Annotated in this window: 20 protein-coding genes; 16 read left to right on the forward strand and 4 right to left on the reverse strand. The window is 53.1% G+C overall.

All coding sequences use genetic code 11. The features are described from left to right. Nucleotides 1–12 precede the first annotated feature (12 nt). A complete protein-coding gene (locus NFR57_RS07010) occupies nucleotides 13–1,179 on the forward strand; it encodes a hypothetical protein (protein ID WP_251183130.1) in 1,167 nt (388 codons plus the stop codon). Nucleotides 1,180–1,287: 108 nt separating this feature from the next. On the opposite strand, the gene NFR57_RS07015 is transcribed toward NFR57_RS07010, so the two are convergent. Further along, nucleotides 1,288–2,343 carry a tetratricopeptide repeat protein gene (locus NFR57_RS07015; protein ID WP_251183131.1) on the reverse strand — a complete coding sequence of 352 codons (1,056 nt, stop codon included), beginning with the start codon at nucleotides 2,341–2,343 and terminating at the stop codon, nucleotides 1,288–1,290. A gap of 315 nt (nucleotides 2,344–2,658) precedes the next feature. On the opposite strand from NFR57_RS07015, the gene NFR57_RS07020 reads away from it, so the two are divergent. The 13 genes from NFR57_RS07020 (at nucleotide 2,659) to NFR57_RS07080 (ending at nucleotide 18,669) form a co-directional block, all read left to right on the forward strand. Next, nucleotides 2,659–4,089 (forward strand): lysylphosphatidylglycerol synthase transmembrane domain-containing protein, encoded by a 1,431-nt coding sequence (locus NFR57_RS07020; protein ID WP_251183132.1) that lies wholly within the window; start codon nucleotides 2,659–2,661, stop codon nucleotides 4,087–4,089. Then, nucleotides 4,070–4,930 (forward strand): CDP-alcohol phosphatidyltransferase family protein, encoded by an 861-nt coding sequence (locus NFR57_RS07025; protein ID WP_251183133.1) that lies wholly within the window; start codon nucleotides 4,070–4,072, stop codon nucleotides 4,928–4,930. The genes NFR57_RS07020 and NFR57_RS07025 overlap by 20 nt, the downstream gene beginning before the upstream one ends. A gap of 17 nt (nucleotides 4,931–4,947) precedes the next feature. After that, a complete protein-coding gene (locus NFR57_RS07030) occupies nucleotides 4,948–5,784 on the forward strand; it encodes a phosphatidylserine decarboxylase (RefSeq protein ID WP_251183134.1) in 837 nt (278 codons plus the stop codon). A 132-nt stretch (nucleotides 5,785–5,916) separates the two neighbouring features. Next, nucleotides 5,917–6,816 (forward strand): YitT family protein, encoded by a 900-nt coding sequence (locus NFR57_RS07035; RefSeq protein WP_251183135.1) that lies wholly within the window; start codon nucleotides 5,917–5,919, stop codon nucleotides 6,814–6,816. A gap of 97 nt (nucleotides 6,817–6,913) precedes the next feature. Continuing rightward, entirely contained in the window at nucleotides 6,914–8,854 is a 1,941-nt protein-coding gene (gene htpG, locus NFR57_RS07040) for a molecular chaperone HtpG (RefSeq protein ID WP_251183136.1), read from the forward strand. Continuing rightward, nucleotides 8,851–9,630: an SDR family NAD(P)-dependent oxidoreductase gene (locus tag NFR57_RS07045; RefSeq protein ID WP_251183137.1), complete on the forward strand. Its 780-nt coding sequence runs from the start codon at nucleotides 8,851–8,853 to the stop codon at nucleotides 9,628–9,630. Before htpG ends, NFR57_RS07045 begins: the two co-directional genes overlap by 4 nt. 9 nt (nucleotides 9,631–9,639) lie before the next feature. Beyond that, nucleotides 9,640–11,403, forward strand: a complete 1,764-nt coding sequence (locus NFR57_RS07050; RefSeq protein ID WP_251183138.1) for an alpha-galactosidase — start codon at nucleotides 9,640–9,642, stop codon at nucleotides 11,401–11,403. Between the two features lie 378 nt (nucleotides 11,404–11,781). Beyond that, entirely contained in the window at nucleotides 11,782–14,148 is a 2,367-nt protein-coding gene (locus tag NFR57_RS07055; protein WP_251183139.1) for a ribonucleoside triphosphate reductase, read from the forward strand. A 28-nt stretch (nucleotides 14,149–14,176) separates the two neighbouring features. Beyond that, complete coding sequence (locus NFR57_RS07060) at nucleotides 14,177–15,070, forward strand: NAD(P)/FAD-dependent oxidoreductase (protein ID WP_251183140.1); 894 nt, start codon at nucleotides 14,177–14,179, stop codon at nucleotides 15,068–15,070. 490 nt (nucleotides 15,071–15,560) lie between these two features. Next, nucleotides 15,561–15,770, forward strand: a complete 210-nt coding sequence (locus tag NFR57_RS07065; RefSeq protein ID WP_275557186.1) for a helix-turn-helix domain-containing protein — start codon at nucleotides 15,561–15,563, stop codon at nucleotides 15,768–15,770. An 88-nt stretch (nucleotides 15,771–15,858) separates the two neighbouring features. Then, the gene (gene gluQRS, locus NFR57_RS07070; RefSeq protein ID WP_251183142.1) at nucleotides 15,859–16,785 is read left to right on the forward strand and encodes a tRNA glutamyl-Q(34) synthetase GluQRS; all 927 of its coding nucleotides are present in this window, start codon (nucleotides 15,859–15,861) and stop codon (nucleotides 16,783–16,785) included. A gap of 116 nt (nucleotides 16,786–16,901) precedes the next feature. Next, on the forward strand, nucleotides 16,902–17,909 hold the full coding sequence (gene ilvC, locus NFR57_RS07075; protein ID WP_251183143.1) for a ketol-acid reductoisomerase: 1,008 nt from the start codon (nucleotides 16,902–16,904) through the stop codon (nucleotides 17,907–17,909). Nucleotides 17,910–18,102: 193 nt separating this feature from the next. Then, nucleotides 18,103–18,669, forward strand: coding sequence for a hypothetical protein (locus NFR57_RS07080; RefSeq protein WP_251183144.1), 567 nt, complete (start codon nucleotides 18,103–18,105; stop codon nucleotides 18,667–18,669). 178 nt (nucleotides 18,670–18,847) lie between these two features. Here the strand turns inward: NFR57_RS07080 and NFR57_RS07085 are convergent, their stop codons facing one another. Genes NFR57_RS07085 through NFR57_RS07095 form a run of 3 tightly spaced genes read right to left on the reverse strand, consistent with a single transcriptional unit; the run spans nucleotide 18,848 to nucleotide 21,220 of the window. Continuing rightward, nucleotides 18,848–19,225, reverse strand: a complete 378-nt coding sequence (locus NFR57_RS07085) for a P-II family nitrogen regulator (protein WP_251183145.1) — start codon at nucleotides 19,223–19,225, stop codon at nucleotides 18,848–18,850. Continuing rightward, the gene (locus tag NFR57_RS07090) at nucleotides 19,225–19,695 is read right to left on the reverse strand and encodes a hypothetical protein (RefSeq protein WP_251183146.1); all 471 of its coding nucleotides are present in this window, start codon (nucleotides 19,693–19,695) and stop codon (nucleotides 19,225–19,227) included. Before NFR57_RS07090 ends, NFR57_RS07085 begins: the two co-directional genes overlap by 1 nt. Further along, nucleotides 19,685–21,220 carry a DUF1538 domain-containing protein gene (locus NFR57_RS07095; protein ID WP_251183147.1) on the reverse strand — a complete coding sequence of 512 codons (1,536 nt, stop codon included), beginning with the start codon at nucleotides 21,218–21,220 and terminating at the stop codon, nucleotides 19,685–19,687. Before NFR57_RS07095 ends, NFR57_RS07090 begins: the two co-directional genes overlap by 11 nt. Before the next feature lie 178 nt (nucleotides 21,221–21,398). On the opposite strand from NFR57_RS07095, the gene NFR57_RS07100 reads away from it, so the two are divergent. Both NFR57_RS07100 and NFR57_RS07105 read left to right on the forward strand, forming a co-directional pair. Further along, a complete protein-coding gene (locus NFR57_RS07100; RefSeq protein WP_251183148.1) occupies nucleotides 21,399–22,514 on the forward strand; it encodes a hypothetical protein in 1,116 nt (371 codons plus the stop codon). 143 nt (nucleotides 22,515–22,657) lie between these two features. Continuing rightward, nucleotides 22,658–23,563, forward strand: a complete 906-nt coding sequence (locus NFR57_RS07105; protein WP_251183149.1) for an ABC transporter ATP-binding protein — start codon at nucleotides 22,658–22,660, stop codon at nucleotides 23,561–23,563. Nucleotides 23,564–23,574: the final 11 nt, after the last annotated feature.

The following is a 23,574-nucleotide window of genomic DNA, read 5'->3' on the forward strand; positions in this document are numbered from 1 at the left end:
AGGTAGAGAACTATGAAAAAGATAACGTCAATAGCGACCGCGCTGTGCATGGCGACCGCATTCTGCGGGTTCTGCACGGGCTGCGCGGCGGAAATAAAAGACAACGGCGTCGCGGGCGGAACGCACTCGGCAATGACAAGCGCCGATTCGCAGTATAAGGTAATACTTTCGCCCGGGTATCAGCAGGGCTTCGGCTCGACCGAAAACACGGTGTCGTCGGGCGCGACCAAACTTACCGAAGCGCAAGAGGGCGAATACTTTGTGTCTAACGCGTACTTCGCGACAGTAGCCGCAGGCGAGGATTTGCCCGCCGCGGAAACGACACGCGCAAAAACGACGTTTGTCGGCTGGACTTATGCCAAAGACGGAATTGTGGAAACGGTGGAAAAAATGCCCGCTTCGCTCGGCGAGGACTTGTATCTGTACGCGCAGTGGCAAACGGAGGGCGGCGGCGCGGTAATCGACCCCACGCCCGAACCCGAACCCGAACCCGAACCGCAACCGGGTAAAGATACGGGCTTGGTTGTAAACGGCACGTTGCATAAACTCGTTGTGAACGCGGGCAATACGACGACGACAGAATATTGGCTGGGCGTGGACGCGACGGTTAAACTGACAAAAGGCGACGTCGTCACATTGCAAGTCAACGGAACTAAAATAAGCGCGTTTATCGATCCGAGCAGTATCGGCGTAGACAAGTCGAATACGTCTACAGCGCAATCATCGTTCAAAGTGACGACGACGGGCGCGTTCAGTCTGTATCTGCGCGCGAACAAGGACGGCACTTACACCGTCGAATTTACGGGACCGTCCGACATCGGCGAGGAAACGGAATTGCCGCAAGGCACGGCGAGCACGCTCACTTTCTCGGACGGCGTTACTCTCACCATTTACCTAAAAGATTCGGTCGGCAATGACGTAACCGATTTGAGCAAGTACAAAATTTGGATGTGGAATAGCGGCGGCAACTACTTTGCGGGCGAATGGAATTCCCGTCCCGTCTTGACGAGCAAGATAACGTTGAACAATGCGTTCGCCGCGTCGCTCGGCATGAAGTTCACTTGGGGCGCGAACTCCGCGATCGAGTCTGGCAACTTCAACGGCTTCGAGGCAAACGGCACATATCTTATAACGCTTGCGAAGAACGGCGGCACGATTGCCAAAATAAAAGTATCGTAACCGCAAAACGCTCGAGATGAGTAAAAGCAAAACTCCCGACGGGATGATTCCGACGGGAGTTTTTTGATGTGTTTAATTAAGTTAAAGTGTTGTAATCGTAATAGCTTGTTATTCTTCGGACGCAGTCGCGCTTGCCGCGGGATAGCCTGCGTCTTGCGCAAGGTCGTGGTATTTTTTTGCAAGTTCCGCGTCGGGTTTGGTGCCGATACCTTGTTCATAGCACGCCGCAAGATCGGCATATGCGACGGGGAATTGCTGTTCGGCGGAGCGTTTGAACAGCGAGAACGCGCGCTCGGGATCGGCTTTTACGCCGTTGCCGTCGCGCAACGCTTTTGCGAGATTGTATTGCCCGGGCGCGCTGTCCGCGTCGGCGGAAATGGTGTATAACTGAACGGCTTTTTCGGCGTTCTTTTCCACGCCTCTGCCCGACTCGTAACAAAACCCGAGGTTGGCGACCGCGACGGGATTGCCGAGCTTGCCCGCCTCCTCGAACCAGCGCACGGCTTGCTCGAAGTCGGCTTTTACGCCTCTGCCGTTAAGATAGCACATACCGACGTTGTTTTGCGCAATGGCGTAGCCGTTCTGCGCGGCGCGGTAGTAGTAAAGGTACGCTTTTTCGCCGTCCGCCTTTACGCCTCTGCCAAAGTTGTAGCAATCGCCGACGTTGTTTTGCGCGGCGGCAAAATCGCTTTCGGCGGCGCGGGAAAAACACTCGAACGCTTTTTCCAAATCCTTCTCCACGCCCAGTCCGCGCTGATAGCAAAAGCCGAGGTCGTTAAGTCCGCCGGGGTGATCCTTGTCGGCGGCGGCTTGGAAAATCTTTGCCGCTTTGTCGTAATCGCGTTCGACGACCGAGCCGTCGAAGTAGAAATGTCCGAGCGTGAATTGCGCGTCGAGGTTGCCCATGTCCGCGGCTTGCTTTATAAGTTCGTATGCGCGGTGCTCGTCGTGCTTGACGCCCATGCCGCGAATATAGCACACGCCCAGCGAGAATATTGCGGGGGCATAGCCGAGCTTTGCGCTTTGCGCATAGCCAGACGCGGCTTTTGCAAAGTCAACCGCGACGCCGTCGCCCGTGAAATACTTTTCCGCTTGGTCGAAGTACTTTTTTGCCAAAAAGTCGGTAGGCGAAAGGCTTTCGCCGTTTTGTTTGTCTTTGTGCATTGTCGTTCCTCACTATATTACAATTTATATTGTAATTACGGTAATATTGTACCACAACAGCGTGAATTGCGCAAGCATTATTCAAAGCAAATGCCGCCGCGCCGCTGTGTTGCGATATTTTCTAATGTAATTTTAATGACGGAAAGGTGAAATTAGGCGGGCATTTATCTTGCTTTGTTTGACACCTGTCAAAGCATATGTTATAATAGGCGTAATACGGTTTGCCGCAAGACGGGTTGTCGCCACGCGGGTCGAGCCGTAAAGAAATACAATTTTGATAAGTTCGGCACGCGCCGAATCGAGAGCGTATTTTTAATGGCTAAAAAGCTGTCCAAACGGGCAAAAAAGCAAATTCTCAATATAACTTTCCTTGTCGTGCTAATCGGCGTCACTTTGACCGTCGTGTTTGTCAGTCAAGACATAAACCTGCACGACATAGGTGTGTTTCTCTCCGGCTGTAATCCGTACTACATAGCGGGCGCGTTCGGGGGACTTTTGGGTTATATAATTTTCGAGGCGATAAGCCTGCACGTAATAGCGCATAAGCTCGGACATAAAAGCAAATTCGTTTCGTCGGTTGCGTACTCGACGAGCGACCTTTACTATTCGGCAATAACCCCGTCGGCGAGCGGCGGTCAGCCCGCTTCGGCGTATTACATGATGCGCGACGGCATGAGTGGCGGCACGGCGGGATTTACGGTGCTGTTCAACATAATAGGCTACACCGTTGCAACTATACTTGTCGGGCTGTTCGGCGTTATTGCTTGCCCCGCAATGTTCGGACAGATAGGACATTGGTTTGCGAAAACGCTTATAATACTCGGGTTTGTAATCCAGTTGCTGTTGCTTGCGCTGTTGTTGCTGTGTCTGTTCCGCGCGCGCGTTATCCTTAAAATAGGCGGGTGGGGAATATCCCTGCTCACAAAAATCCATATTATAAAAAAGCCCGACAAATGGCGCGGCAAACTGGACAACGTCGTCACCAAATACCGTTCGTGCCGCAAAGTGCTCAAACAGCACCCTATGTTGTTTGTCAACGTTTTGCTGTTGAACATTGCGCAACGCGTGTCGCAAACGCTTATTCCGTGCTTTGTCATGATGGCGGCGCGCCCCGAAGCGTGCAATTTTTTGGAACTGTTTTGCATGCAGGCTTATGTGCTTACCGGCTACAACTCCATACCGCTCCCCGGCGGCACGGGCGCTTACGAATATTTGTACCCCAACGTGTTCGGCATAGGCGGTGCGTTCGACATGAAATTCATACTCGCCGCAATGATGGTGTCGCGTTCCATTTCGTACTATATCTGCATGATAGTGACGGGGCTGTACACTCTGGTTTATCACGCGGCGGGGCTTAAAAACAACAAAAAAGAGCCGGAGGACGTGGATATGTTCACCGCGCTCAACAGCGAAAAAGTGCTTAAAGAGCTTGCGGACGGCGACGACTTAACCGTAAATAAAAAGTCCGCGCCCGTTCCGAGCCCGTCGGCAGACGACACGCATAACGGCGGACAAGCCGACGCGGACTGTAAGCTCGCGCCCGACGGCGATACCGAACAAATCGAACTTACGGAGCAAACACAAGACAAAACCGAACAGCACGCCGACGAGCCGAGCGAAACGACGCAAGCGGACGACGGCGGCGAGCCGAGCGAAACGACGCAAGCGGACGACGGCGAAGTTACCGATGTCGTATCGTTAAACGAGGAAATACAGGAGAATGACGATGGAAACCGAAAAGATTGACAACGTGATGGGGGGGGGCGAAAGCATCGACCCTGCCCAAACGGAAAGCGCCGCGACCGTCGCGGTAGCCGATGACGTTGCCGTGCCCGCAAAAAAACGCAGACTTAAACCGACGAGCAAGTATATCGTCGGATATTGGCATTACGGCGTAATACTTACATATCTGTCGCTCGCCTTATCCATTTGCGGGATATGTTTTGCCGCGGCATACGGCGGACCGCGTCGCGACGACATAGCCGCGTTTTTCGTGCTGCTCGCGGGCTTATGCGACGGGTTTGACGGCATGGTCGCCTCCACGCGCAAACACCGCACCGCCGACGACAGAATGTTCGGCATGCAAATAGATTCGCTGTGCGATATAGTGTCGTTCGGCATTGCGCCCATAATGGTGGGCGTGGCTATGGGCATGACGCGTTGGTACTATTGCATAGTGTACGTGTTCTTTGTTCTGTGCGGACTTGTTCGGCTCGCGTACTTTAATGTTGACGAAATAAACAGAGTAAACGAACCCAACGCGGGACGGCGCGAATCCTATACGGGTTTGCCCATAACCAACGTTTCGCTCGCTTTGCCCGTTTTCTATCTGGTAGCGACCATGTTCGATAACGGCGCGTGCGGCGTGACGACCGAACAGGCGCAAATTATCCGCAGCGTGCTCATGATGACTTGTTATATACTTTGCGGACTGTTGTTCGTTATCAAGTTCAAAATGTTCAAAGCGCACGCGCGCGGACTGATAATAACGGTTATAACCATAACTGTGCTTGTAATAGGACTTGCGCTAATCCGTTATTATGTGTGCGGCGTGGTGCTGTTCCAACCGCTCACCAAGTTTAACTGATTGCCATGCGAGAAATTTTGAAAAAACCGCCCGTACCCAAATCGTTGCGGTTTTTATACTACAATAGATTGGGCGCGACCGCGCTGTGGCTTATAACGCGCAGGTGGGTGAGCAAGCTCGTCGGGCGTTACCTCGACGGCAGACTGTCGCGCCGCAAAATAAAAAAGTACGTAAAAAAGCACGGCATAGATATGTCGGCTTTTATCGATCAAGATTACAAATCGTTTAACGAATTCTTTACGCGCAAGGTAAAGCCCGAATTGCGTCCGTTCGATTTCGACCCCAACGCGCTGTGCGCGCCGTGCGACGGCAAGCTGTCCGCGTACAATATAACGGACGGGCTTACTTTTAACGTGAAAGGTTTTGACTACACAACCGAAACGCTGTTAAAGGACAAAGAACTTGCGGCGCGGTACGCCGGCGGGCTGTGTCTTGTTTTTCGGCTTTGCGTAACCGATTATCACCGCTATCACTTTTTCGACGGAGGAACGGCGGAGCGTAACGCATTTATAAAAGGCAAACTGCACACCGTTCAGCCCGCCGCGCTCGAAAAGCGGCGCGTATTCACCGAAAACTGTCGGGAATACACCGTGCTCGATACGGACAACTTCGGCACGGCAGTGCAGGTCGAAGTGGGTGCAATGATGGTAGGGCGCATAGTAAACGACGTTAAGTCGGGTCGGTTCGAGCGCGGACAGGAAAAAGGTCGGTTCGAGTTCGGCGGATCTACAATAATCCTGTTGCTCGAAAAAGACCGCGCGCGTATAGACGACGAGTTTTTTATCAATACGCAGAACGATTGCGAAACGGTAGTTAAATGCGGCGAAAAAATAGGAGAACGTTTCTTCCGATAAGCGTCGCAATAGTTCGTCAACCGTCGCGGCGTCTTGGGTCAATATAATTTATCCCAGTTGTGATTTTCATTAAAACGCTTGATTATTTTTATGTCGTTTGATATAATACAACTCGGCAAAAGAGGTCGTTATATGGCAATGGATCCCAAAACTAAAAAACGCGTAAATAACTTTGTTGTGGTGCCCGTAGTGGTGCTTATATCGGGCTTGATACGCGCGGTTGTGGTCAACATGTTCGTATTGCCGTTCGAATTTGCGACGAGCGGCGTTACGGGTATTGGCGTACTCATAGAAAAAGCCGTGCCGTGGTTTTCGGCGGGCTACACTACGCTTATACTCAACTTCCCGTTGTTGGTTTTGTCGTTCCTGTTCATAGGCAAGCGGTTCACCGTAATTTCGGGCGTGGCGATAGTTTTCTCCGCGGTCGGCATGGTGGTAATGGAATATTTTGACGTGCCGACTTATGCGGGCGGCGAGCCTATTTTTGCGGCTATAACTGCGGGCGTGCTCGGCGGCGTGGGTTTTGCCATGATGATTCGCATAGGCGGCTCGACGGGCGGAAGCGATATTATCGCAATGCTCATACATAAAAAATATCAGGCGACCAACATATCGTGGTACGTGTACGGCGTGGACGCGCTTATAATCTTTGCGTCGATTTTTGTGTTTAACAGAAACGGCAATGCGACGGTCGCGTCGGTCATGACGCCCGTGCTCATGGCGCTTACCGAGGAATTCAGTCACGCCATGATAGGCGACGTAATACTTACCGGCTTTAAGACCGCGCTCAAATACGAAATCGTCACCGACGAGCCGGAAGAGATAAGTCAAGAGATAATGACCAAGCTGGGGCGCGGCGTTACGTGCACCGACGTGACGGGCATGTATTCGCATAACAAGCGCGCCATGCTTGTTTGCGTAATACGAAAACGCCAGCTCGCGGAATTTAACAAAATACTCAAAAAGTACCCTAACACTTTCGCATACGTGATAAACGCGCGCGAGGTTATAGGCAAGGGGTTCGGCAATTAAAAAGTCAAAACGCGGAAGTTCGCCCGCATTCGGTTGCGCGGTGCGGCGGTCCGCGTTTTTGTTTGAAAAATTATAATCGTTAAGGAGTGAAATTACGGTGAAAGAATTTAAAGCGCAGTCCAAAAAACTACTCGATCTTGTGGTCAATTCCATTTACGTCAATCGCGAAATATTTTTGCGCGAGCTTATTTCCAACGCGTCCGACGCGATCGACAAGCGCAGATTTATGTCGCTCACGGACGCGTCGCTCGACGCGGACTTCGGCATAGAGCTTAAAGCGGACAAGGCGGCGCGCACGCTCACCGTCAGCGACAACGGCATAGGCATGAACGAAAAAGAACTCGAAGACTGCTTGGGCGTTATCGCCGCGAGCGGCACCGAGGCGTTTAAAAAAGAGCGCGGCAAGACGGACGGCGAACAGCTTATAGGACAGTTCGGCGTCGGGTTTTACGCGGCGTTCATGGTCGCCGACAACATTACCGTCATCAGCCGCAAGGCGGGCGAACAGTCTGCCTACAAGTGGGAATCGGACGGCGTCGAGGGGTTTGACATTTCGCCCGCCGAGCGCGCGGACGCGGGCACGGACGTTATTATACGGCTCAAAGCGGACGGCGACGACGAAAGCTATTCGGAGTTTTTGGAAAGCTACCGCCTGTCGCAACTCGTTAAAAAGTACTCCGATTATATCCGTTATCCCATACGCATGCTCACCGAAAAACCGATAGAGGGCGGCGCGAAAGCGGAGGAAACCACCGTGCTCAATTCCATGACGCCCGTGTGGAAAAAGCCCAAGTCGGAGCTCGGCGAAACGGAGCTTGACGATTTTTATAAAAGCGCGTTCCGCGATTATCGCGCGCCGCTTATCAACATAAGCACGCGCGTCGAGGGCGCGGTGGACTATACGGCGTTGCTGTTTGTGCCGAGCGAGCCGTCGTTCGATTACTACACCAAGGACTATAAGCGCGGCTTGTCGCTGTACTGCAACGGCGTTTTGATAATGGACAAGTGCGCCGAGCTTGTGCCCGAATATCTGGGCTTTGTGCGCGGCGTTGTGGACACGCCCGACCTTGCGTTAAACATTTCGCGCGAAACGTTACAGCACGATCGCAGGCTTGTCGCCATAGCCAACGGACTGGAAAAGAAGATACTCGCCGAGTTCGACAAGCTGTTAAAGAACGACAGGGAAAAATACGAAAAGGTGTTTGCGCAGTTTGGCAAAGCGTTGAAGTTCGGCGCATACGACAATTTCGGCGCGAACAAAGACAAGCTCAAAGACCTGTTGTTGTACTATTCGGACGCGGACAAAAAACTCGTAACAATAAAAGAATACGTCGCCAAGCTGGACGAAAAAGCGCCCATACTCTATGCGTGCGGCGAAACTACCGAAAAGATAGCCATGCTTCCGCAGATAGAGGGCGCGCGCGAAAACGGCAAGGACGTGTTACACTTTACCGATCCCGTGGACGAATTTATAGCGCGCATGATCGAGGATTACGACGGGCATAAATTCGAGAACATTGCGTCTGGCGCGGACAATGGCAAAACCAAGTCCGCCGAGCATAAAGAACTGCTCAAACGTATGGAAGCGCGACTGAAAGGCAAGGCGGCTGTCACCGCTACCGACAAGCTCAAATCTTATCCCGTTTGCCTCGCCGCCAAAGGCGACGTGTCGCTCGAAATGGAGCGCATTATGGAAGCCATGGGCGGCGGCGTAAAAGCCGAGCGCGTGTTGCAGGTCAATCTCGATCACCCGATCGTCAAGAGCATGGACGGCATGGACGACGACAAGTTCGCCGACTGCGTGACCGTGCTGTACAACGAGGCGTTGATAGCCGAGGGCTATAAAACCGAGCCCGAATTTTTATCGGCGTTAAACCGCTTGATAGGCGGCGCGAGCTGTCAAACCGAAAACGCAAAAGTTTGCGGCGGCGATAAAAAACAGCCCCGGAAAAAGCCTGCGGCGAAAAAAGCGGCGCAGTCGGCAACGACCGATAAGCCCGAAAGCGGCGAAGCCCCGACCGAGGGCGTCGATAAATGAAAAGCAAAAAACCGCGCATAGTAATCGTTTCGGGTTCGTCGAGCGGCATAGGAAAGGAGCTTTGCGCGCTGTACCGCGCGGCGGGCGACACCGTTATAGGCTTGTCGCGGCGCGGCGGCGACAACGGCGATATTGCCGTTGACGTTACCGATTACGCGGCGGTCGAGAACGCGGTCAACGAGATTGCGACCCGTTACGGCGGGATAGATACCGTTATCGCCAATGCGGGCGGCGGACTGTCGGGCGCGACCGAGCTGTTGCCGCTGGACGAGGTGCAGGCGCAAATGTCGCTCAACTTTACGGGCGCGCTCAACCTTGTGCGATGCGCATTGAAGCACATGCAGGCGGGCGGGCGCGCGGTGTTTGTTTCGTCGGCATGCGCGCTTTTCGCATTGCCGTACCGCGCGATCTACTGCGCGAGCAAAGCGGCGGTCAATATGGCGGCGTTCGGGTTGTACATGGAACTCAAAAAACACGGCATTAAAGTTACGTCGGTGTGCGCGGGCGATATTAAAACCAATTTTACAGCCAATCGCGTCAAGTACGCGGAGGGCGGCGAACGTTACGGCGACGCGCCCAAAATTTCGGCGCAGAAAATCGACTCGCGCGAGCACAAACGCATGCGGCTCCAACCCGCGGCGAAAAAGATTTACAAGTGTTGCAACAAGTGCAAAAAGCCGATGTATATAATCGGGTTTAAGTACAAAGTATTGAATTTTTTGCGGCATATCTTGCCACAGAAGCTGTTTCTCGATATAACGGCGAAGCTGTTTTAAAGGAGCATTATGATAAAGACGGACGGCGGTACGTTCTATCTGACCGCGGGCGAGGCGTGCTATATTTTCAAGATCGACGGCGGCGCGTTGCGGCACGTGCATTTCGGCAAGCGCGTCGAGCCGGAGGACGATTTGACTGCGCTTGGTTTCGGCTCGGAAAACTGGTCGGAGCTGGGCGGCGCGACGTTCGCGCGCGACGGCAAGCCGATTGCGGTCAAACTCGAATACGGCGGCGCGCAAGTCTTGGCGGACAAGCCCGCGCCCGATCGTCCCGCGCTTGGCGGCGGTAAAACATTAGTTATCGACATGCGCGACTACAAAGCCGCGTTGCGCGTCAAGCTGTACTACACGCCCTATCCGCGCGGCGGGTTTTCTCGGCGCGTCGAGATTTACAACGACGGGAGCAAGTCGGTGACATTGACTGCGCCGCCGCAAACGGTAACGCTCGCGCGCGAGTACGATATAATATCGGTAGGCGACAACGGCGAAAAGCGTCGCACGCCCGTCGGTAAATACTCGGACGGCGGGAACGCTTTGACCAACTTTATCGCTGCGGCAAAGCCGACGGCGAGCGAGTCGCACGGCGATGTTTACGGGTTTTTGTGTGCTTACGGCGACGGCGCGGTGCATGCGACGACGGACGGCGCGGCGACGGTTATAACCTGTGACGACGGCGCGAACGGTACGGAAATAGCGGCGGGCGGCGTGTACACTCTGCCCGAAGCGCTTGCGGTGTATTCGGACAGCGGCGTGGGCGGCATGTCGCGCATACTTCACGATGTGTTGCGCGAAAATTCGGGCGAGCGCATAGACGGCAAACGCCGCCCGACGGTGCTGTACAGCCCGATTATGTCGGTGGACAAAATGTGCGAAGCCGCGGGCACTGCGTGCGAGCTCGGTTGCGACGTGTTTGCCGTTGATTGCGGCGAGGCGAGCGCGGACGCGATAAAGGCGGTTGCCGAGGCGTGCAAGGCGGCGGGCATTAAGTTCGGCGTGCGTGTTTCGCCCGTTGCGCTCGGCAAGTCGAGTGCGGCTTATATTAAAGAAAGCGTCAAGGCAAAGAACGGCAAGTTTGCGGTCGATATGAGCGACGACCGTTCCGTCGAGGCGTTTATCGCCGCATTGCAAAACGTGATTGCCGATTGCGACGCCGAATATTTGATGATAGATATTGAGCGAGGCGGAGTAAAGCCGTTCGCTGTGGGCATGTGGCGCGTTCGCGGCGCGCTGGCGGCGCGGTTCCCCGAGCTTGTTATAGAGTGGGGCGCGGTCCCGACGGAAATGCTAATCGGTCAGTCGCTGTGCTATCCGCCGTGCCTCATGCGCAACGCCGTTGCCGCGACCCCGTCGGATTCGTTGAAAACGCGTTTCGACATCGCGACGTTCGGGTGCTTGGGTTACGAACTCGACCCGACGGAAGCGACGGACGAACTGAAACGCGCAATCCGCGCGCAGATTTTTTCGTATCAGGACGACGCGCCCGCAACGCTCAACGGCGACTTGTACAGACTGTCGGCGGCGGACGGCGATGTGTGTCTTATGTCGGTGGCAAAGGACAAGTCGCGCGCTTACGCAGTGTGCATACGCACGCACGCGAGCAAAACGTCGGTGCGACTGTTGGGTCTGGACGAACACAACATTTATCATATACGCGAACTCAATAAAACGTTTTCGGGCGCGGCGCTCATGTATTGCGGCGTGTCCGTTCCGCCCGCGTGCGGCGAAAAAACGACGTTCGTCCTGCATTTGCGGCAGGTCGCGGACTATGAGTAAATGAAAAATTACGGAAGGCTTGCGCTATGCGCAAGCCTTGATTTTTATATATGGAAAAGATATGCTTATACCCCCATCATTCCGAGCTTGCCGAGGAATCAAGGCGAACCGCCGCAGTGTGGTGCGGTATAATGATAAGTTTTTATTGTTCTGTCGAAATGATTGGGAAATGTTATTTGTACTCGCAGTTTAGTCACGGTGTTTATTATTATCATAATTATGTTTCTAAATATTGTGGTTTTTTGGCAAAAAAATTTTTAAAAAACACAATATATAGTGGTAAAAGGCTTGACACGGGGGTTGTTCGGTGTTATAATGAGCAAGCCTTGACCGTAGGGCGCGGTTTATCGCGGTTTGCGGCGGGCGTGGAGGTAAAACATGTATCAAGTAGTCAAGAGAGACGGCAAACAAACTTCGTTTGATATTTCCAAGATAAGTCAAGCGATTCGCAAGGCGTTCGACGCGCAGGAAAAGCAGTATAACGACGATATTATCGATCTTATCGCGTTGCGCGTTACGGCGGACTTTGCGGGCAAGGTCAAAAGCGGGTTAGTCGCCGTCGAGGATATTCAGGACAGTGTGGAGCACGTGCTTATTCAGGCGGGCTATGCCGATGTTGCCAAGGCGTATATTTTGTACCGCAAACAGCGCGAAAAAATCCGCAATATGAAATCCACGATTCTCGACTACAAGGAGCTTGTAGACAGTTACGTCAAGGCTTCGGACTGGCGCGTCAAGGAGAACTCGACCGTTACGTATTCGGTCGGCGGGCTTATTCTGTCCAACTCGGGCGCGATAACCGCCAATTACTGGCTGTCCGAAATTTACGACGAGGAAATAGCGGCGGCGCACCGCAGTGCGGATATTCATATCCACGACATGTCCATGCTTACGGGATATTGCGCGGGCTGGTCGTTGCGTCAACTCATACAAGAGGGCTTGGGCGGTATCCCCGGCAAGATCAGCAGTTCGCCCGCGAGCCATTTGGCGACGCTGTGCAATCAGATGGTCAACTTCCTCGGCATTATGCAAAACGAATGGGCGGGCGCGCAGGCGTTTTCGTCGTTCGACACGTACCTCGCTCCGTTCGTCAAGGTGGACAACCTTTCGTACAACGAGGTTAAAAAGTGCATCGAGTCGTTTATTTACGGTGTGAACACGCCGTCGCGCTGGGGCACGCAAGCGCCGTTCTCCAATATTACGCTCGACTGGACATGCCCGCCCGACCTCGCGGAACAGCCCGCAATCGTCGGCGGCAAGCCCATGGACTTCAAGTATAAAGATTGCAAGAAGGAAATGGACATGGTCAACAAGGCGTTTATCGAGATAATGATCGAGGGCGACGCCAACGGCAGAGGATTCCAGTATCCTATACCCACGTATTCCATTACCCGCGACTTCGATTGGACGGATAACGAGAACAACCGCTTGTTGTTTGAAATGGCGGCTAAATACGGCACGCCGTACTTCTCCAACTATATCAACTCGGACATGGAGCCTTCGGATATACGCAGTATGTGTTGCCGTCTGCGCCTCGACCTGCGCGAACTGCGCAAAAAGTCGGGCGGGTTCTTCGGAAGCGGCGAGAGCACGGGTTCGGTCGGCGTTGTTACGATCAACATGCCGCGCATAGCGTATCTTGCGGAAAACGAACAGGATTTTTACGCGCGGCTCGACAGGCTCATGGACGTTTCGGCGCGCTCGCTCAAAATCAAGCGCGATATTATAACCAAGCTCATGGACGAGGGCTTGTATCCGTACACGCGCCGCTACCTCGGCACGTTCAACAACCACTTCTCGACGATCGGGCTTGTCGGTATGAACGAGGCGGGGCTTAACGCCAAATGGTTGCGCGCCAACCTCACGGACGAGCGCGTACAGCGTTTTGCGCAGGACGTGCTCAACCACATGCGCGAACGCTTGGTTATTTATCAAGAACAGTACGGCGATCTTTACAACCTCGAAGCAACGCCCGCGGAGTCCACGACGTACCGTCTTGCCAAGCACGACAAAGAGCGTTATCCCGACATCATTACAGCTAACGAGAACGGCACGCCGTACTACACCAACAGTTCGCACCTGCCTGTCGGTTATACCGAGGATGTGTTCAGCGCGCTGGATATTCAGGACGAACTTCAAACACTGTACACTTCGGGTACCGTTTTCCACACTTTCCTCGGCGAAAAACTGCCCGATTGGAAAGCCGCGGCGAAACTTGTTCGCACGGTCGCGGAAAACTACAAACTCCCGTACTTCACGCTGTCGCCGACGTACTCGGTGTGCCGCAATCACGGATATATCGCGGGCGAAATTTACACCTGCCCGAAGTGCGGAGAAAAGACCGAGGTCAACAGCCGCATAACCGGTTACTACCGTCCCGTTCAGAACTGGAACGACGGCAAGGCGCAGGAGTTTAAAGACCGCAGAACGTACAACACCATGAAGTACGATACGCCGCATACGGGGCATAAGTGCGCCGCCAAGCCGCAAGAGGAACAAGCGCAGGTGACGGGCGAAGTGCAATATTCGCTGTTCACGACCCCGACTTGTCCCAACTGCAAGGTCGCTATACCCATGCTCGAAAAAGCGGGTTTGGACGTCAATATCGTCAATGCCGTCGAGGATCCCGACAGCGCAAAGAAGTATGGCGTTAAGCAGGCGCCCACGCTGATCGTGACCAACGGTGCGGAAACCGCGAAGTACGCGGGCGTCGCGGAGATTAAAAAGTTCTTGAGCGGCAAATAATATATACTGTATATAAGGAACAAAACCAATGCTTGATTTCATTATCATAGGCGGCGGAACGGCGGGCTTGAGCTCCGCCGTTTATGCTTGCAGGGCGAATAAGACCGCTCTTGTCATAGAGCGCGATTCGTTCGGGGGTCAGATTGTTGACGCGCCGAACGTCGAAAACTATCCCGGGATTGTCAATATTTCGGGCGCGCAGTTCGCGTCCGATCTGTTCGACCAAGCCGAAAAGTCGGGCGCGAGCTTTAAGTGCGAAACCGTGTTGAAGATTGTGCCCGAGGGCGCGTGCACTACCGTTGTCACGGACACGGGCAAGTATACCGCCAAGGCTGTTATTATCGCCGCGGGTTGCGAGCATAGGCGTTTGGGAGTGCCGAGAGAGGAAGACCTTATCGGCAACGGCGTGAGTTATTGCGCGCTGTGCGACGGCGCGTTCTTTAAGGACAAGACCGTTGCGGTCGTCGGCGGGGGCAATGCCGCGTTTACCGACGCTTTGTATCTTGCGGGCGTTGCGGGGCTTGTTTATATTATTCATCGGCGCGACGGGTTCCGTGCGGAACAGGCGCTTATCGATCGCGCCAAGGAGCTTAATTCCGTGCGCATAATCACCAATGCCGTGGTCAAGCAGTTGCACGGCGACGGTGAGCTTGACGGGCTGACGCTCGACGTGAACGGCGTTGCGCAGAAGATTGATGTTGACGGGCTGTTCGTTGCGATAGGGCAACAGCCGGACAATGCCGCGTTCGCGCCCGTCGCGCTCGACACCGACGGGTATATCGTTGCCGACGATCGGTGCCGTACTAATATTCGCGGGGTGTACGCCGCAGGCGATTGCCGTGCAAAGACCGTGCGCCAGCTCACCACCGCCGCCGCCGACGGGGCTATCGCCGTCGATACCGCGCTTAAAGAAATGTTTTAACCTACTTCTTTTGAAAAAGAAGTAGGCAAGAAAACTTTATGCGTGAAGATTTATCGGTAGTTGTGCGTTGACTTTCTTTTGGAATAACGGAGTAGGCAAGAGTTACTTTTTTAGGCAAAAAAGTAACCAAAAAACCTTTACGCGGGAAGGTTAATCGATGGTTTTTCGTTGACTTTCTTTCGCGGCAACGAGGTAGGCGAGAAAACTTTATGCGGGCATTTTTAATGTTTATATTTTTATCAACCATGAAAAAGACCGACTTTGTGTTTAACAAAGTCGGTCGCTTTATTTGACGATCGCGCATCAACGAATAACCCGCGTCGAACCGCAAAAGCTTTTTAAGATAAATAATAATAAATCCGTTTGCGAAATTGCGGTTGCATCGGTAAATAAAATATACGCTGTCAAAATAAGCCATTATTACAAATTATAGCAAGACGCTATAATTTGTAATAAGTATATAGCTATTTGCAATAATTGTCAAGTAGATATGAAAATTTTTCAAAAAAGATTATACGAACAGCGAAAATTATTTTGTTTGACGCAAAGCGAGATGGCGGAAAAGTTGGGAATAACGCAACCGTCTTATATACGATATGAAAACGGAACGGCTGAACCGTCGCAAGAGTGTCTTGTAAAAATTGCGGATATATTCGATGTTTCTGTCGATTATCTACTCGGTCGAAACGCCGAAGTGTAAATGATTGCGGTGCATAAAAATTATATTGTGTAAGTCGGTTTAATAAACGCGGTTGCTAAATTCATACCGAGTATGCTACAATATATTTATGAACGGTAGGGAAGTTGTCGGGCGGTTTGCGCCCACGCCGAGCGGATTTATGCACGCGGGTAATATTCTATGTGCTATCGTCGCATATCTTTCCGCAAAGAGTAAGGGCGGCAAGTTTATTATTCGTATCGAGGACGTGGATACATTGCGTTGTCCGCGCCGCGCCGCCGCGGATATTATCGAGTTGTTGGGCGCGTTCGGCATACATAGCGACGAACCTATCGTTTATCAAAGTTCGCGCGCCGAGTTTTACCGTACTGCGGTTAGCAAATTGAGCCGCGCCGCACTTGTTTATCCGTGCTTTTGCACGCGCGCGGAGCTTCACTCGGACGGCGCGGTGCATTTACCCGACGGCGGGGTGCTGTACTCGCAAAAGTGCAAAACTTTATCGCACGAAGCGGCGACGGAACTGGCAAAGACGCAAGCTCCGTCGTTGCGGTTGTCCGTGCCCGACGAGGTTATAGAGTTTGACGACGGGATATTCGGCAGGCAGGCGCAAAACCTCGCGCGCGAGTGCGGGGATTTTGTCATACGTCGGCGCGACGGGGTGTATTCGTATCAGCTCGCCGTTGTTGCGGACGACGGGGATAGCGGTGTGACGGAGGTCGTGCGCGGCGCGGATTTGCTGTACGACACGCCGCGGCAAATTTATTTACAGCGGTTGTTGGGCTTGCCCGCGCCCGAATATTATCATATTCCGCTAATCGTCTACGGCAACGGCAAAAAGTTGAGCAAGAGCGACGGCGACAGCGCGGCGCGGCTACTCAAAAGCATGACCGCGCAACAGATTATCGGCGCGCTCGCGTTCGCGGCGGGCATTGCGCAGGACGACCGACCGTGCGCCATCGACGATCTTATTCCGCAGTTTTCGGCGGACAAGCTCCCGCGAACGAATATCGTTCTGCCCGAATTGCTTATGCAATAGCTTTGGGAAAGTTGCGTCTATTTGCTTGCAAACTCAACCGTTGCGCTAATTCGATTGACAAGGCGGCGGCGCGGGTTTATAATAATAAACGTAATTTAATTATTTCGGAGTGTATCATGGCAAAGATTTTTTACGCCGAGGATTGCAACCTCGACTACTTGAAGAAAAAGACGGTGGCTATAATCGGGTACGGGTCGCAGGGGCATGCGCACGCGCTCAATCTTAAAGAAAGCGGGGTCAAAGTCGTCGTCGGCTTGTACAAAGGTTCCAAGTCGTGGCAACGCGCGGAAAAGGCGGGGCTTAACGTCATGACGGCGGACGAGGCGGCAAAGCTCGCCGACGTGACTATGATTCTTACGCCCGACGAAAAGCAGGCTAAAATCTACCGCGAGGATATTCTGCCCAATCTCAAAGCGGGCAAGGCGCTCGCGTTTGCGCACGGGTTTAATATTCATTTCAAGCAAATCGTTCCGCCCGACGACGTGGACGTGTTTATGGTCGCGCCCAAAGCGCCGGGGCACACGGTGCGAAGCGAGTACGTCGAGGGCAAGGGCACGCCCTGTCTTTTTGCGGTGTATCAGGACGTTTCGGGGCACTGCGCGGACATTGCTTTGGCTTACGCCGCGGGCATCGGCGGCGCGCGCGCGGGCGTGCTCGAAACGACGTTCAAGTGCGAAACGGAAACCGACCTGTTCGGCGAGCAGTGCGTGCTGTGCGGCGGCGTGACCGCGCTCATGAAAGCGGGGTTTGAAACGCTTGTCGAAGCGGGGTACGATCCGCAAAACGCATACTTCGAGTGCGTGCACGAATTAAAGTTGATTGTCGATTTGATTTACAAAGGCGGGTTCGGGTTTATGCGTTATTCCATTTCCGACACCGCCGAGTACGGCGATTACACCGTCGGCGAGCGGCTTATAGACGAGTCGGTCAAGGCTAAAATGAAAGGCGTGCTCAAAGAAATTCAAACGGGCGATTTTGCGTCGCGCTGGATTGCCGAAAACAACAACGGCAGGGCGTACTTCAATGCGCGTCGTCGCTTGGAAGCCGATCACCAACTCGAAAAGGTGGGCGCGGAACTGCGCAAAATGTATTCTTGGTCGAACGACGACAAATATAAAGATTAACGCGATAAAGCCGAAACAACGTTTCGGCTTTATTTTTATGCGTAGAGCGATCGATGCGTGTTGTATATTTATTTAAAAAACGCAATTATTCGGATAAATTGCTGTAAACCGACGACAGTAAATACACGACAGAAATACAATCTGTGATTGTGTAAACGTATAAAAGCCGTGCGTGCCGTCCATAATTGACGACATGGTTACTTATTGTTTGGGTTCGGCGCGACAAAAGCGCGAATATTTTAGCAAGATGGACGGCGCGGTTGTGCTCGACAACGTCGAGGTGCTGTTCTGCGCCAGCGAGAACGGGCGCAATTATTTTGCTTACGGCGACGTGCCGTTCGCGGCGTTCACGGTAGCGGAGTATCTTAAATACCGCCGCGCGCTGTGCAAGACCGCGCCGCCTGCGGGGCTGCTCGGCAGACTGCGCTTGCGCGAGAGCAAGCGGCTCGGCAAGCTCGCGCCCGCGGAAATGCGGTGCGTGACGTTTGTCGAAAAGACTTGCGGCAATGCCGACAAGCCCGTCGTTATCAACCTCGATGGCGCAAAGTACACGCGTCGCAACGCCGCCGCGCTCCGTCGGCTGATTGCGCTATGCAAGGACGTTTACGTGTGCGTCACCGATATACGGTTTGTGCGTCGGCTCGGCGCGCACGCGCAAACGCTCGCTTTCGGCAAGCCCGCAAAGCGCACGCGCGCGCATTTTTACGCCGCCAAGCGGCTTGCGCAGCAGATAAACGCCAAGCGCGTTTCGGTTATGTAGTCAACCTAAAATCAGTCGCGACTACGCGGAATTTGCGTTGTTTGTTAATAAGTTAAAACATGCGTTATCACCAATAATCCGAGCTTGTCGATTGAGCCGGCGAACCGCCGCAGAGTGGTAAATCAAAACCGCCGTATAAACATGCGGCGGTCGGTTGTCCTTGACTTATCCTTATTTATCATGCTTGCGGGGGGTCTTTCTCGTCGGGTGTTTTTTCGGGTTGCGGCGCGGGCTGTTCCGTTGACGGCGCGGCGGCGGACAAGCCCACGACGTTGGTCACGGGTATGGCGAACGCTATGCCTTGTCCGGCCGTTTTAAGCCCTGCGGCTTGGTATATCGCGTGCAGTACGTCGTCTTTAATTTCGGACGGAACGAGTATCATGACAACTTCTTTATCGGGCTGGACAGAGATGTGAAAAAACTCCTCCGCCTCTTTGTTGGCTGTGCCGCGGGCGTGCATGACCGTGCCGCCTCTTGCGCCCTTGTCGCGCGCCGCGTCCATAACTACGTCGGTAAAGCCTGTATTTACGATACACATAATCAGTTCGTGCGACATCACTTGTTCTCCTTTACCGCCATGCGGTTATCGCTTAAAAAACCGAAAATCAACGTTCCTATCACGCTCGACAGGGGAACTGTATACGCAACGCCCTTGCCGTTTTTTATCGTGCGGAATTTATTGTCGAGCGCGGCGAGCGCGTCTTTAAGTTTGTTTTCCTGTATTACGCTGAATATGACCGTTTTGTCGGAGTCGGTCAAGCCGAACCGTGCCAACATTTTTTCGTCGGCGGTGCCGTGCGCGAGCGTAACAAACTGCATATTCACGTCGAACGACTGCAACAGGTCGAGGTAAAACTCGGTTTTACTGCGGTTTACCGTGGTGATAAGCAGTTCCAAGCGGTTGTCTGTAACGGTGTTGTGCGTCGGCATGGATCTTGCCGATTTTATTTTGGCAATGCGCGCGCGGCTTTTGGTTTTTATATGTTCCGCTTTCGCTTTGAGCGCGGACTTCTTTTTATTTGGCATTTTTGTCCTCCCAAGCGAAGTTTATAATTTGTTCGTCGTCTGCGGCGAGTATGCGGCGCATGGTTATTCTGTTGCGCGCTTTTGCGGACATGACGGCTTTAAAGCCGAGCGCCTGTATCGTTATCAGCGGGATCATTGCGACCATTGCCACCACGCCGAACGCAAGTTGCAAAACCGCGTCGGGCGCGATTGTCGAGCATGCGCCTATCGCCATGGGCAGGATAAACCCCGACGTGAGCGGACCGCTCGCAACGCCGCCTGAATCGAACGCAATTGCCGTATACAGTTTGGGCACAAAGAACGACAGTCCGAGCGACAGCAGATATCCCGGGATTAGGTAGTACAGCACCGAGAAGTTGTATATTATGCGGATCATGGACAGCGCGATCGCAAGCCCTACGCCCAAGCACAGCGCGATAAGCATTTCTTTTTTGGTCACGCCGCCGCCCGTGATTTCTTCGACTTGCTTGTTAAGCACGTGGATAGCCGGCTCGGCGAGCACTACGACCATGCCCAAGAACAGCCCGAACGCGATGAGCACTGCGCGGTTTTCGGCGAGCATTTTCCCGAGCTTTAAGCCTATCGGCATAAACCCGACCTTGACCGCCGTTAAGAACACGACAAGCCCGACGAAAGTGTACGTTATGCCGATTATTATCTGTATGATTTTTGCGCGCGGGAGTTTTAACACCGTCAACTGCAAAATAACGAAAAACACGATAATGAGCGCGAGCGCGATAACCACTTCGCGGCAGGTCGCGAGCAGGATTCCGCCGAACCCGCTCAATTCCGACGCGACGGTGTAAGAGGGTATGGAATACGTCAAATCGCCCTGCGCCGTCATGGACAGGATAATAACCGCGAGTATCGGTCCAATCGAACACAGCGCGACAAGCCCGAAGCTGTTTTCGTTGCTGTTTTTGCCGCCTATGGTGGTTGCAATGCCCACGCCGAGCGCCATGATGAACGGCACGGTTATAGGGCCCGTGGTCACGCCGCCCGAATCGAAACACATTGCGAGAAAGTTGTTTTTTCCGCTTTCTATAAGCAATGCGCACAGCGCGAACAGGGTCATATAAAAGAACATCAGTATAGCGGACAAGTCCTTGCGCATTATGATTTTAAGCACGGCTATGAGCAGAAACAAGCCCACGCCTACGCCTACCGTCACTATCAACAGAGTGCCGTTCATAACGCCCTTAACCTGTTCTGCGAGCACAGACAGGTCGGGTTCGGCAACGGTAATAAGCACGCCCATTAAAAAGCAGACTATAAGTAGTACCGCTATCTTACGCGACTTGGTAAGACCGCCACCTATCTGTTCGCCCATGGGCGTCATTGCAAGGTCTGCGCCGAGGTTAAAAAGTCCTATGCCGAGTATGAGAAAAACCGCGCACACGCAAAACGCGCCCAACTCCGCGCCCGTAAAGTTGACGAGCGGCGTTGCGGCGAGAATAAGCACTACAACCGTCACGGGAAGTACGGATATAAACGCTTCGCGAAGTTTTAGCAGAACCCGTTTCATTGACATTCCTTGTATAAATTATATATAGAGTATAACATTAAAAATTCGATATTGCAAGTTTTTTGACCGCAATCGCGCGTTATTGCGCGGTATTGGCTGCGTAATAACGCGCTCGCGTACATAATCCTATCACCTAAATGTTGACAGAACAAATCAAATATTGTAAAATAGCAATTCGATGAGCAAACGCGATAAATTAGTTAAATTCCTGTTAAAGCCGCCGCTGTGGGTGTGCGCTGTATGCTGGGCGTTGGGCATAGTTGCGCTCGGCGGGAGCATAACCTTATACTTTTTGGGGCTGGGATTAAAGCTGTGGGCATTGCCCGTGCATATAGTCGCGCTTGTTTTTTGCATACTGTCTATTTACGCGGTGCTTACCATTATCGGCGTGCCCGAACGCGCCAAGGACAAGCCGCGCGTTCAACGGTTTTTCAAGAGTTACAGCACGCGCGCGTTCGTGTACGCGGCGGGATCGATTGCGTTTAATATCTGTTACGTCGTTTTCGGTATAATAATCGCCAATCTCGAAAAGTCCGCATGGCTGGGCGTGCTTGTCGGCTATCATTTGTTTTTGATTTTGCCGCGCGTGGAAGTGCTTGTTACCGCCAAGTTCCGCGGCAAAAACAGCGGGATAAGCGAGGAAAAGCGCGGCGTGCGCGCTTACGCGAATTGCGGATTGATGCTTATCATGCTCGCCGTTGCGATTGTGCCCGTCATTAAAATGACCATTGACGACGAAAACAGCTACAATTATTTTGTAAGCGCGATTGTATACGTCACGACGATAGCCGCGTATACTTTTACGAAACTGGGCATTGCCATATACAACTTTAAAAAATCGCATAAGCAAAACAATTTGGCGCTTATCGCCGTAAAAAACGCAAGTTTTGCCGACGCGCTTATTTCGCTGTTCACTCTGCAAGCCATGATGCTCAAAGAACTGCATCCCGAGAACAACGCCGCCGCGCTCGCCGCAAAGCTCAACCCCGCGATAGGCGTACTCATATCGCTCGTGATTTTTGCGCTGGGCTTGCATATGCTTGTGAACGGTCACAAAAAGCTAAAAGCATTGGACGCGGCGGAACAGGCGATAGAACGGGCAAACGCCACGGCGGGCGATCTTGCCGAACAATCGCAGCGGCAAAGCGAGGAACAGCCGCAAGCGGGTGATCCGCCGCAAGCCGAAGTCGTGGAGTATACCGACGGAGAACCGCCGCAATCGGACGGCGCGGACGAGCCCGACGCGTCGGAACAAACGACGGTCGGCGCGTGCGCCGACGGCGAAAACGATTAGCGCAATTCGACAACCGATTGTGAAATTTAATAAAAATCTAACGAAAATTTAATGATTGACTTTGCTCGGCAGTGATATAATGTTATCGCGTGCGGGTCGGGCTTACGGACGACAAAAAATCCGCATGCGACGGAGTTTATAACATGTCGGATACCGTCATAAAAATCGATAATCTTGTAAAGAAGTTCGGCACGCTTACCGCAGTGGACGACGTTTCGTTCGAGGTACGGCGCGGCGAGCTTTTTGCGTTCTTGGGCGTAAACGGCGCGGGCAAGTCCACGACAATATCCGTTATATGCGGTCAGCTCGATCGCGACGGCGGCACGGTCGTAATCGACGGGCGCGACATTGACGTAGAGCTTGACGGCATCAAACGCGACATAGGCGTGGTGTTCCAAAATTCCGCGCTCGACAAAGTTCTTAACGTAAAGGACAATCTTAAAAGCCGCGCGGCGTTGTACGGAATTTTCGGCGCGGAGTTTGAAAAACGTTACGCCGAGCTTGACGGTATGCTGTCGCTTAAAGAGCTGGAAAAGCGCGCCGTTGGCAAGCTGTCGGGCGGACAGCGGCGCAGGTGCGACATTGCGCGCGCGCTTTTACATAAGCCCAAAATCCTTATACTCGACGAGCCGACGACGGGGCTTGATCCGCAAACGCGCAAGACGGTGTGGTCGGTAATAGACAAACTTCGCCGCGACGGGGAAATAACGGTGTTCTTGACGACGCACTACATGGAGGAGGCGGCGGACGCCGATTATGTCGTTATACTCAACGCGGGCAAGGTGGTTGCTACGGGTTCGCCCGTCGAGCTTAAAAACAAGTTTACTGGCGACTTTATCACGTTTTACGGTTGCGACGCGGCGGAGCTCGAAAAGCTGGACAAGCCGCTTCAACCCATTGCCAACGGGTTTAGAATAGAGGTCAAAAACACGGAGGAAGCGACCGCGCTTATCAAAAAATATCCGCAGTTGTTTACCGATTACGAAATAAGCAAGGGAAAAATGGACGACGTTTTTCTTGCGGCGACGGGCATGTCGCTCGGCGATTGAGGGGGCGGAAA

Source organism: Anaerocaecibacter muris (assembly GCF_943192945.1).
GTDB lineage: Bacteria > Bacillota > Clostridia > Christensenellales > Pumilibacteraceae > Anaerocaecibacter > Anaerocaecibacter muris.

Excerpts from the sequence above, each read along its gene's own strand:
- NFR57_RS07010 (WP_251183130.1), top strand. The coding sequence starts at position 13 with ATGAAAAAGATAACGTCAATAGCGACCGCGCTGTGCATGGCGACCGCA.
- gluQRS (WP_251183142.1), top strand. The coding sequence starts at position 15,859 with ATGAACGGTAGGGAAGTTGTCGGGCGGTTTGCGCCCACGCCGAGCGGA.
- NFR57_RS07065 (WP_275557186.1), top strand. The coding sequence starts at position 15,561 with ATGAAAATTTTTCAAAAAAGATTATACGAACAGCGAAAATTATTTTGT.
- NFR57_RS07095 (WP_251183147.1), bottom strand. The coding sequence starts at position 21,220 with ATGAAACGGGTTCTGCTAAAACTTCGCGAAGCGTTTATATCCGTACTT.
- NFR57_RS07025 (WP_251183133.1), top strand. The coding sequence starts at position 4,070 with ATGGAAACCGAAAAGATTGACAACGTGATGGGGGGGGGCGAAAGCATC.
- NFR57_RS07060 (WP_251183140.1), top strand. The coding sequence starts at position 14,177 with ATGCTTGATTTCATTATCATAGGCGGCGGAACGGCGGGCTTGAGCTCC.
- NFR57_RS07090 (WP_251183146.1), bottom strand. The coding sequence starts at position 19,695 with ATGCCAAATAAAAAGAAGTCCGCGCTCAAAGCGAAAGCGGAACATATA.
- NFR57_RS07045 (WP_251183137.1), top strand. The coding sequence starts at position 8,851 with ATGAAAAGCAAAAAACCGCGCATAGTAATCGTTTCGGGTTCGTCGAGC.
- NFR57_RS07105 (WP_251183149.1), top strand. The coding sequence starts at position 22,658 with ATGTCGGATACCGTCATAAAAATCGATAATCTTGTAAAGAAGTTCGGC.
- NFR57_RS07035 (WP_251183135.1), top strand. The coding sequence starts at position 5,917 with ATGGCAATGGATCCCAAAACTAAAAAACGCGTAAATAACTTTGTTGTG.
- NFR57_RS07055 (WP_251183139.1), top strand. The coding sequence starts at position 11,782 with ATGTATCAAGTAGTCAAGAGAGACGGCAAACAAACTTCGTTTGATATT.
- NFR57_RS07100 (WP_251183148.1), top strand. The coding sequence starts at position 21,399 with ATGAGCAAACGCGATAAATTAGTTAAATTCCTGTTAAAGCCGCCGCTG.
- NFR57_RS07020 (WP_251183132.1), top strand. The coding sequence starts at position 2,659 with ATGGCTAAAAAGCTGTCCAAACGGGCAAAAAAGCAAATTCTCAATATA.
- NFR57_RS07080 (WP_251183144.1), top strand. The coding sequence starts at position 18,103 with ATGGTTACTTATTGTTTGGGTTCGGCGCGACAAAAGCGCGAATATTTT.
- NFR57_RS07085 (WP_251183145.1), bottom strand. The coding sequence starts at position 19,225 with ATGTCGCACGAACTGATTATGTGTATCGTAAATACAGGCTTTACCGAC.
- NFR57_RS07015 (WP_251183131.1), bottom strand. The coding sequence starts at position 2,343 with ATGCACAAAGACAAACAAAACGGCGAAAGCCTTTCGCCTACCGACTTT.
- NFR57_RS07050 (WP_251183138.1), top strand. The coding sequence starts at position 9,640 with ATGATAAAGACGGACGGCGGTACGTTCTATCTGACCGCGGGCGAGGCG.
- ilvC (WP_251183143.1), top strand. The coding sequence starts at position 16,902 with ATGGCAAAGATTTTTTACGCCGAGGATTGCAACCTCGACTACTTGAAG.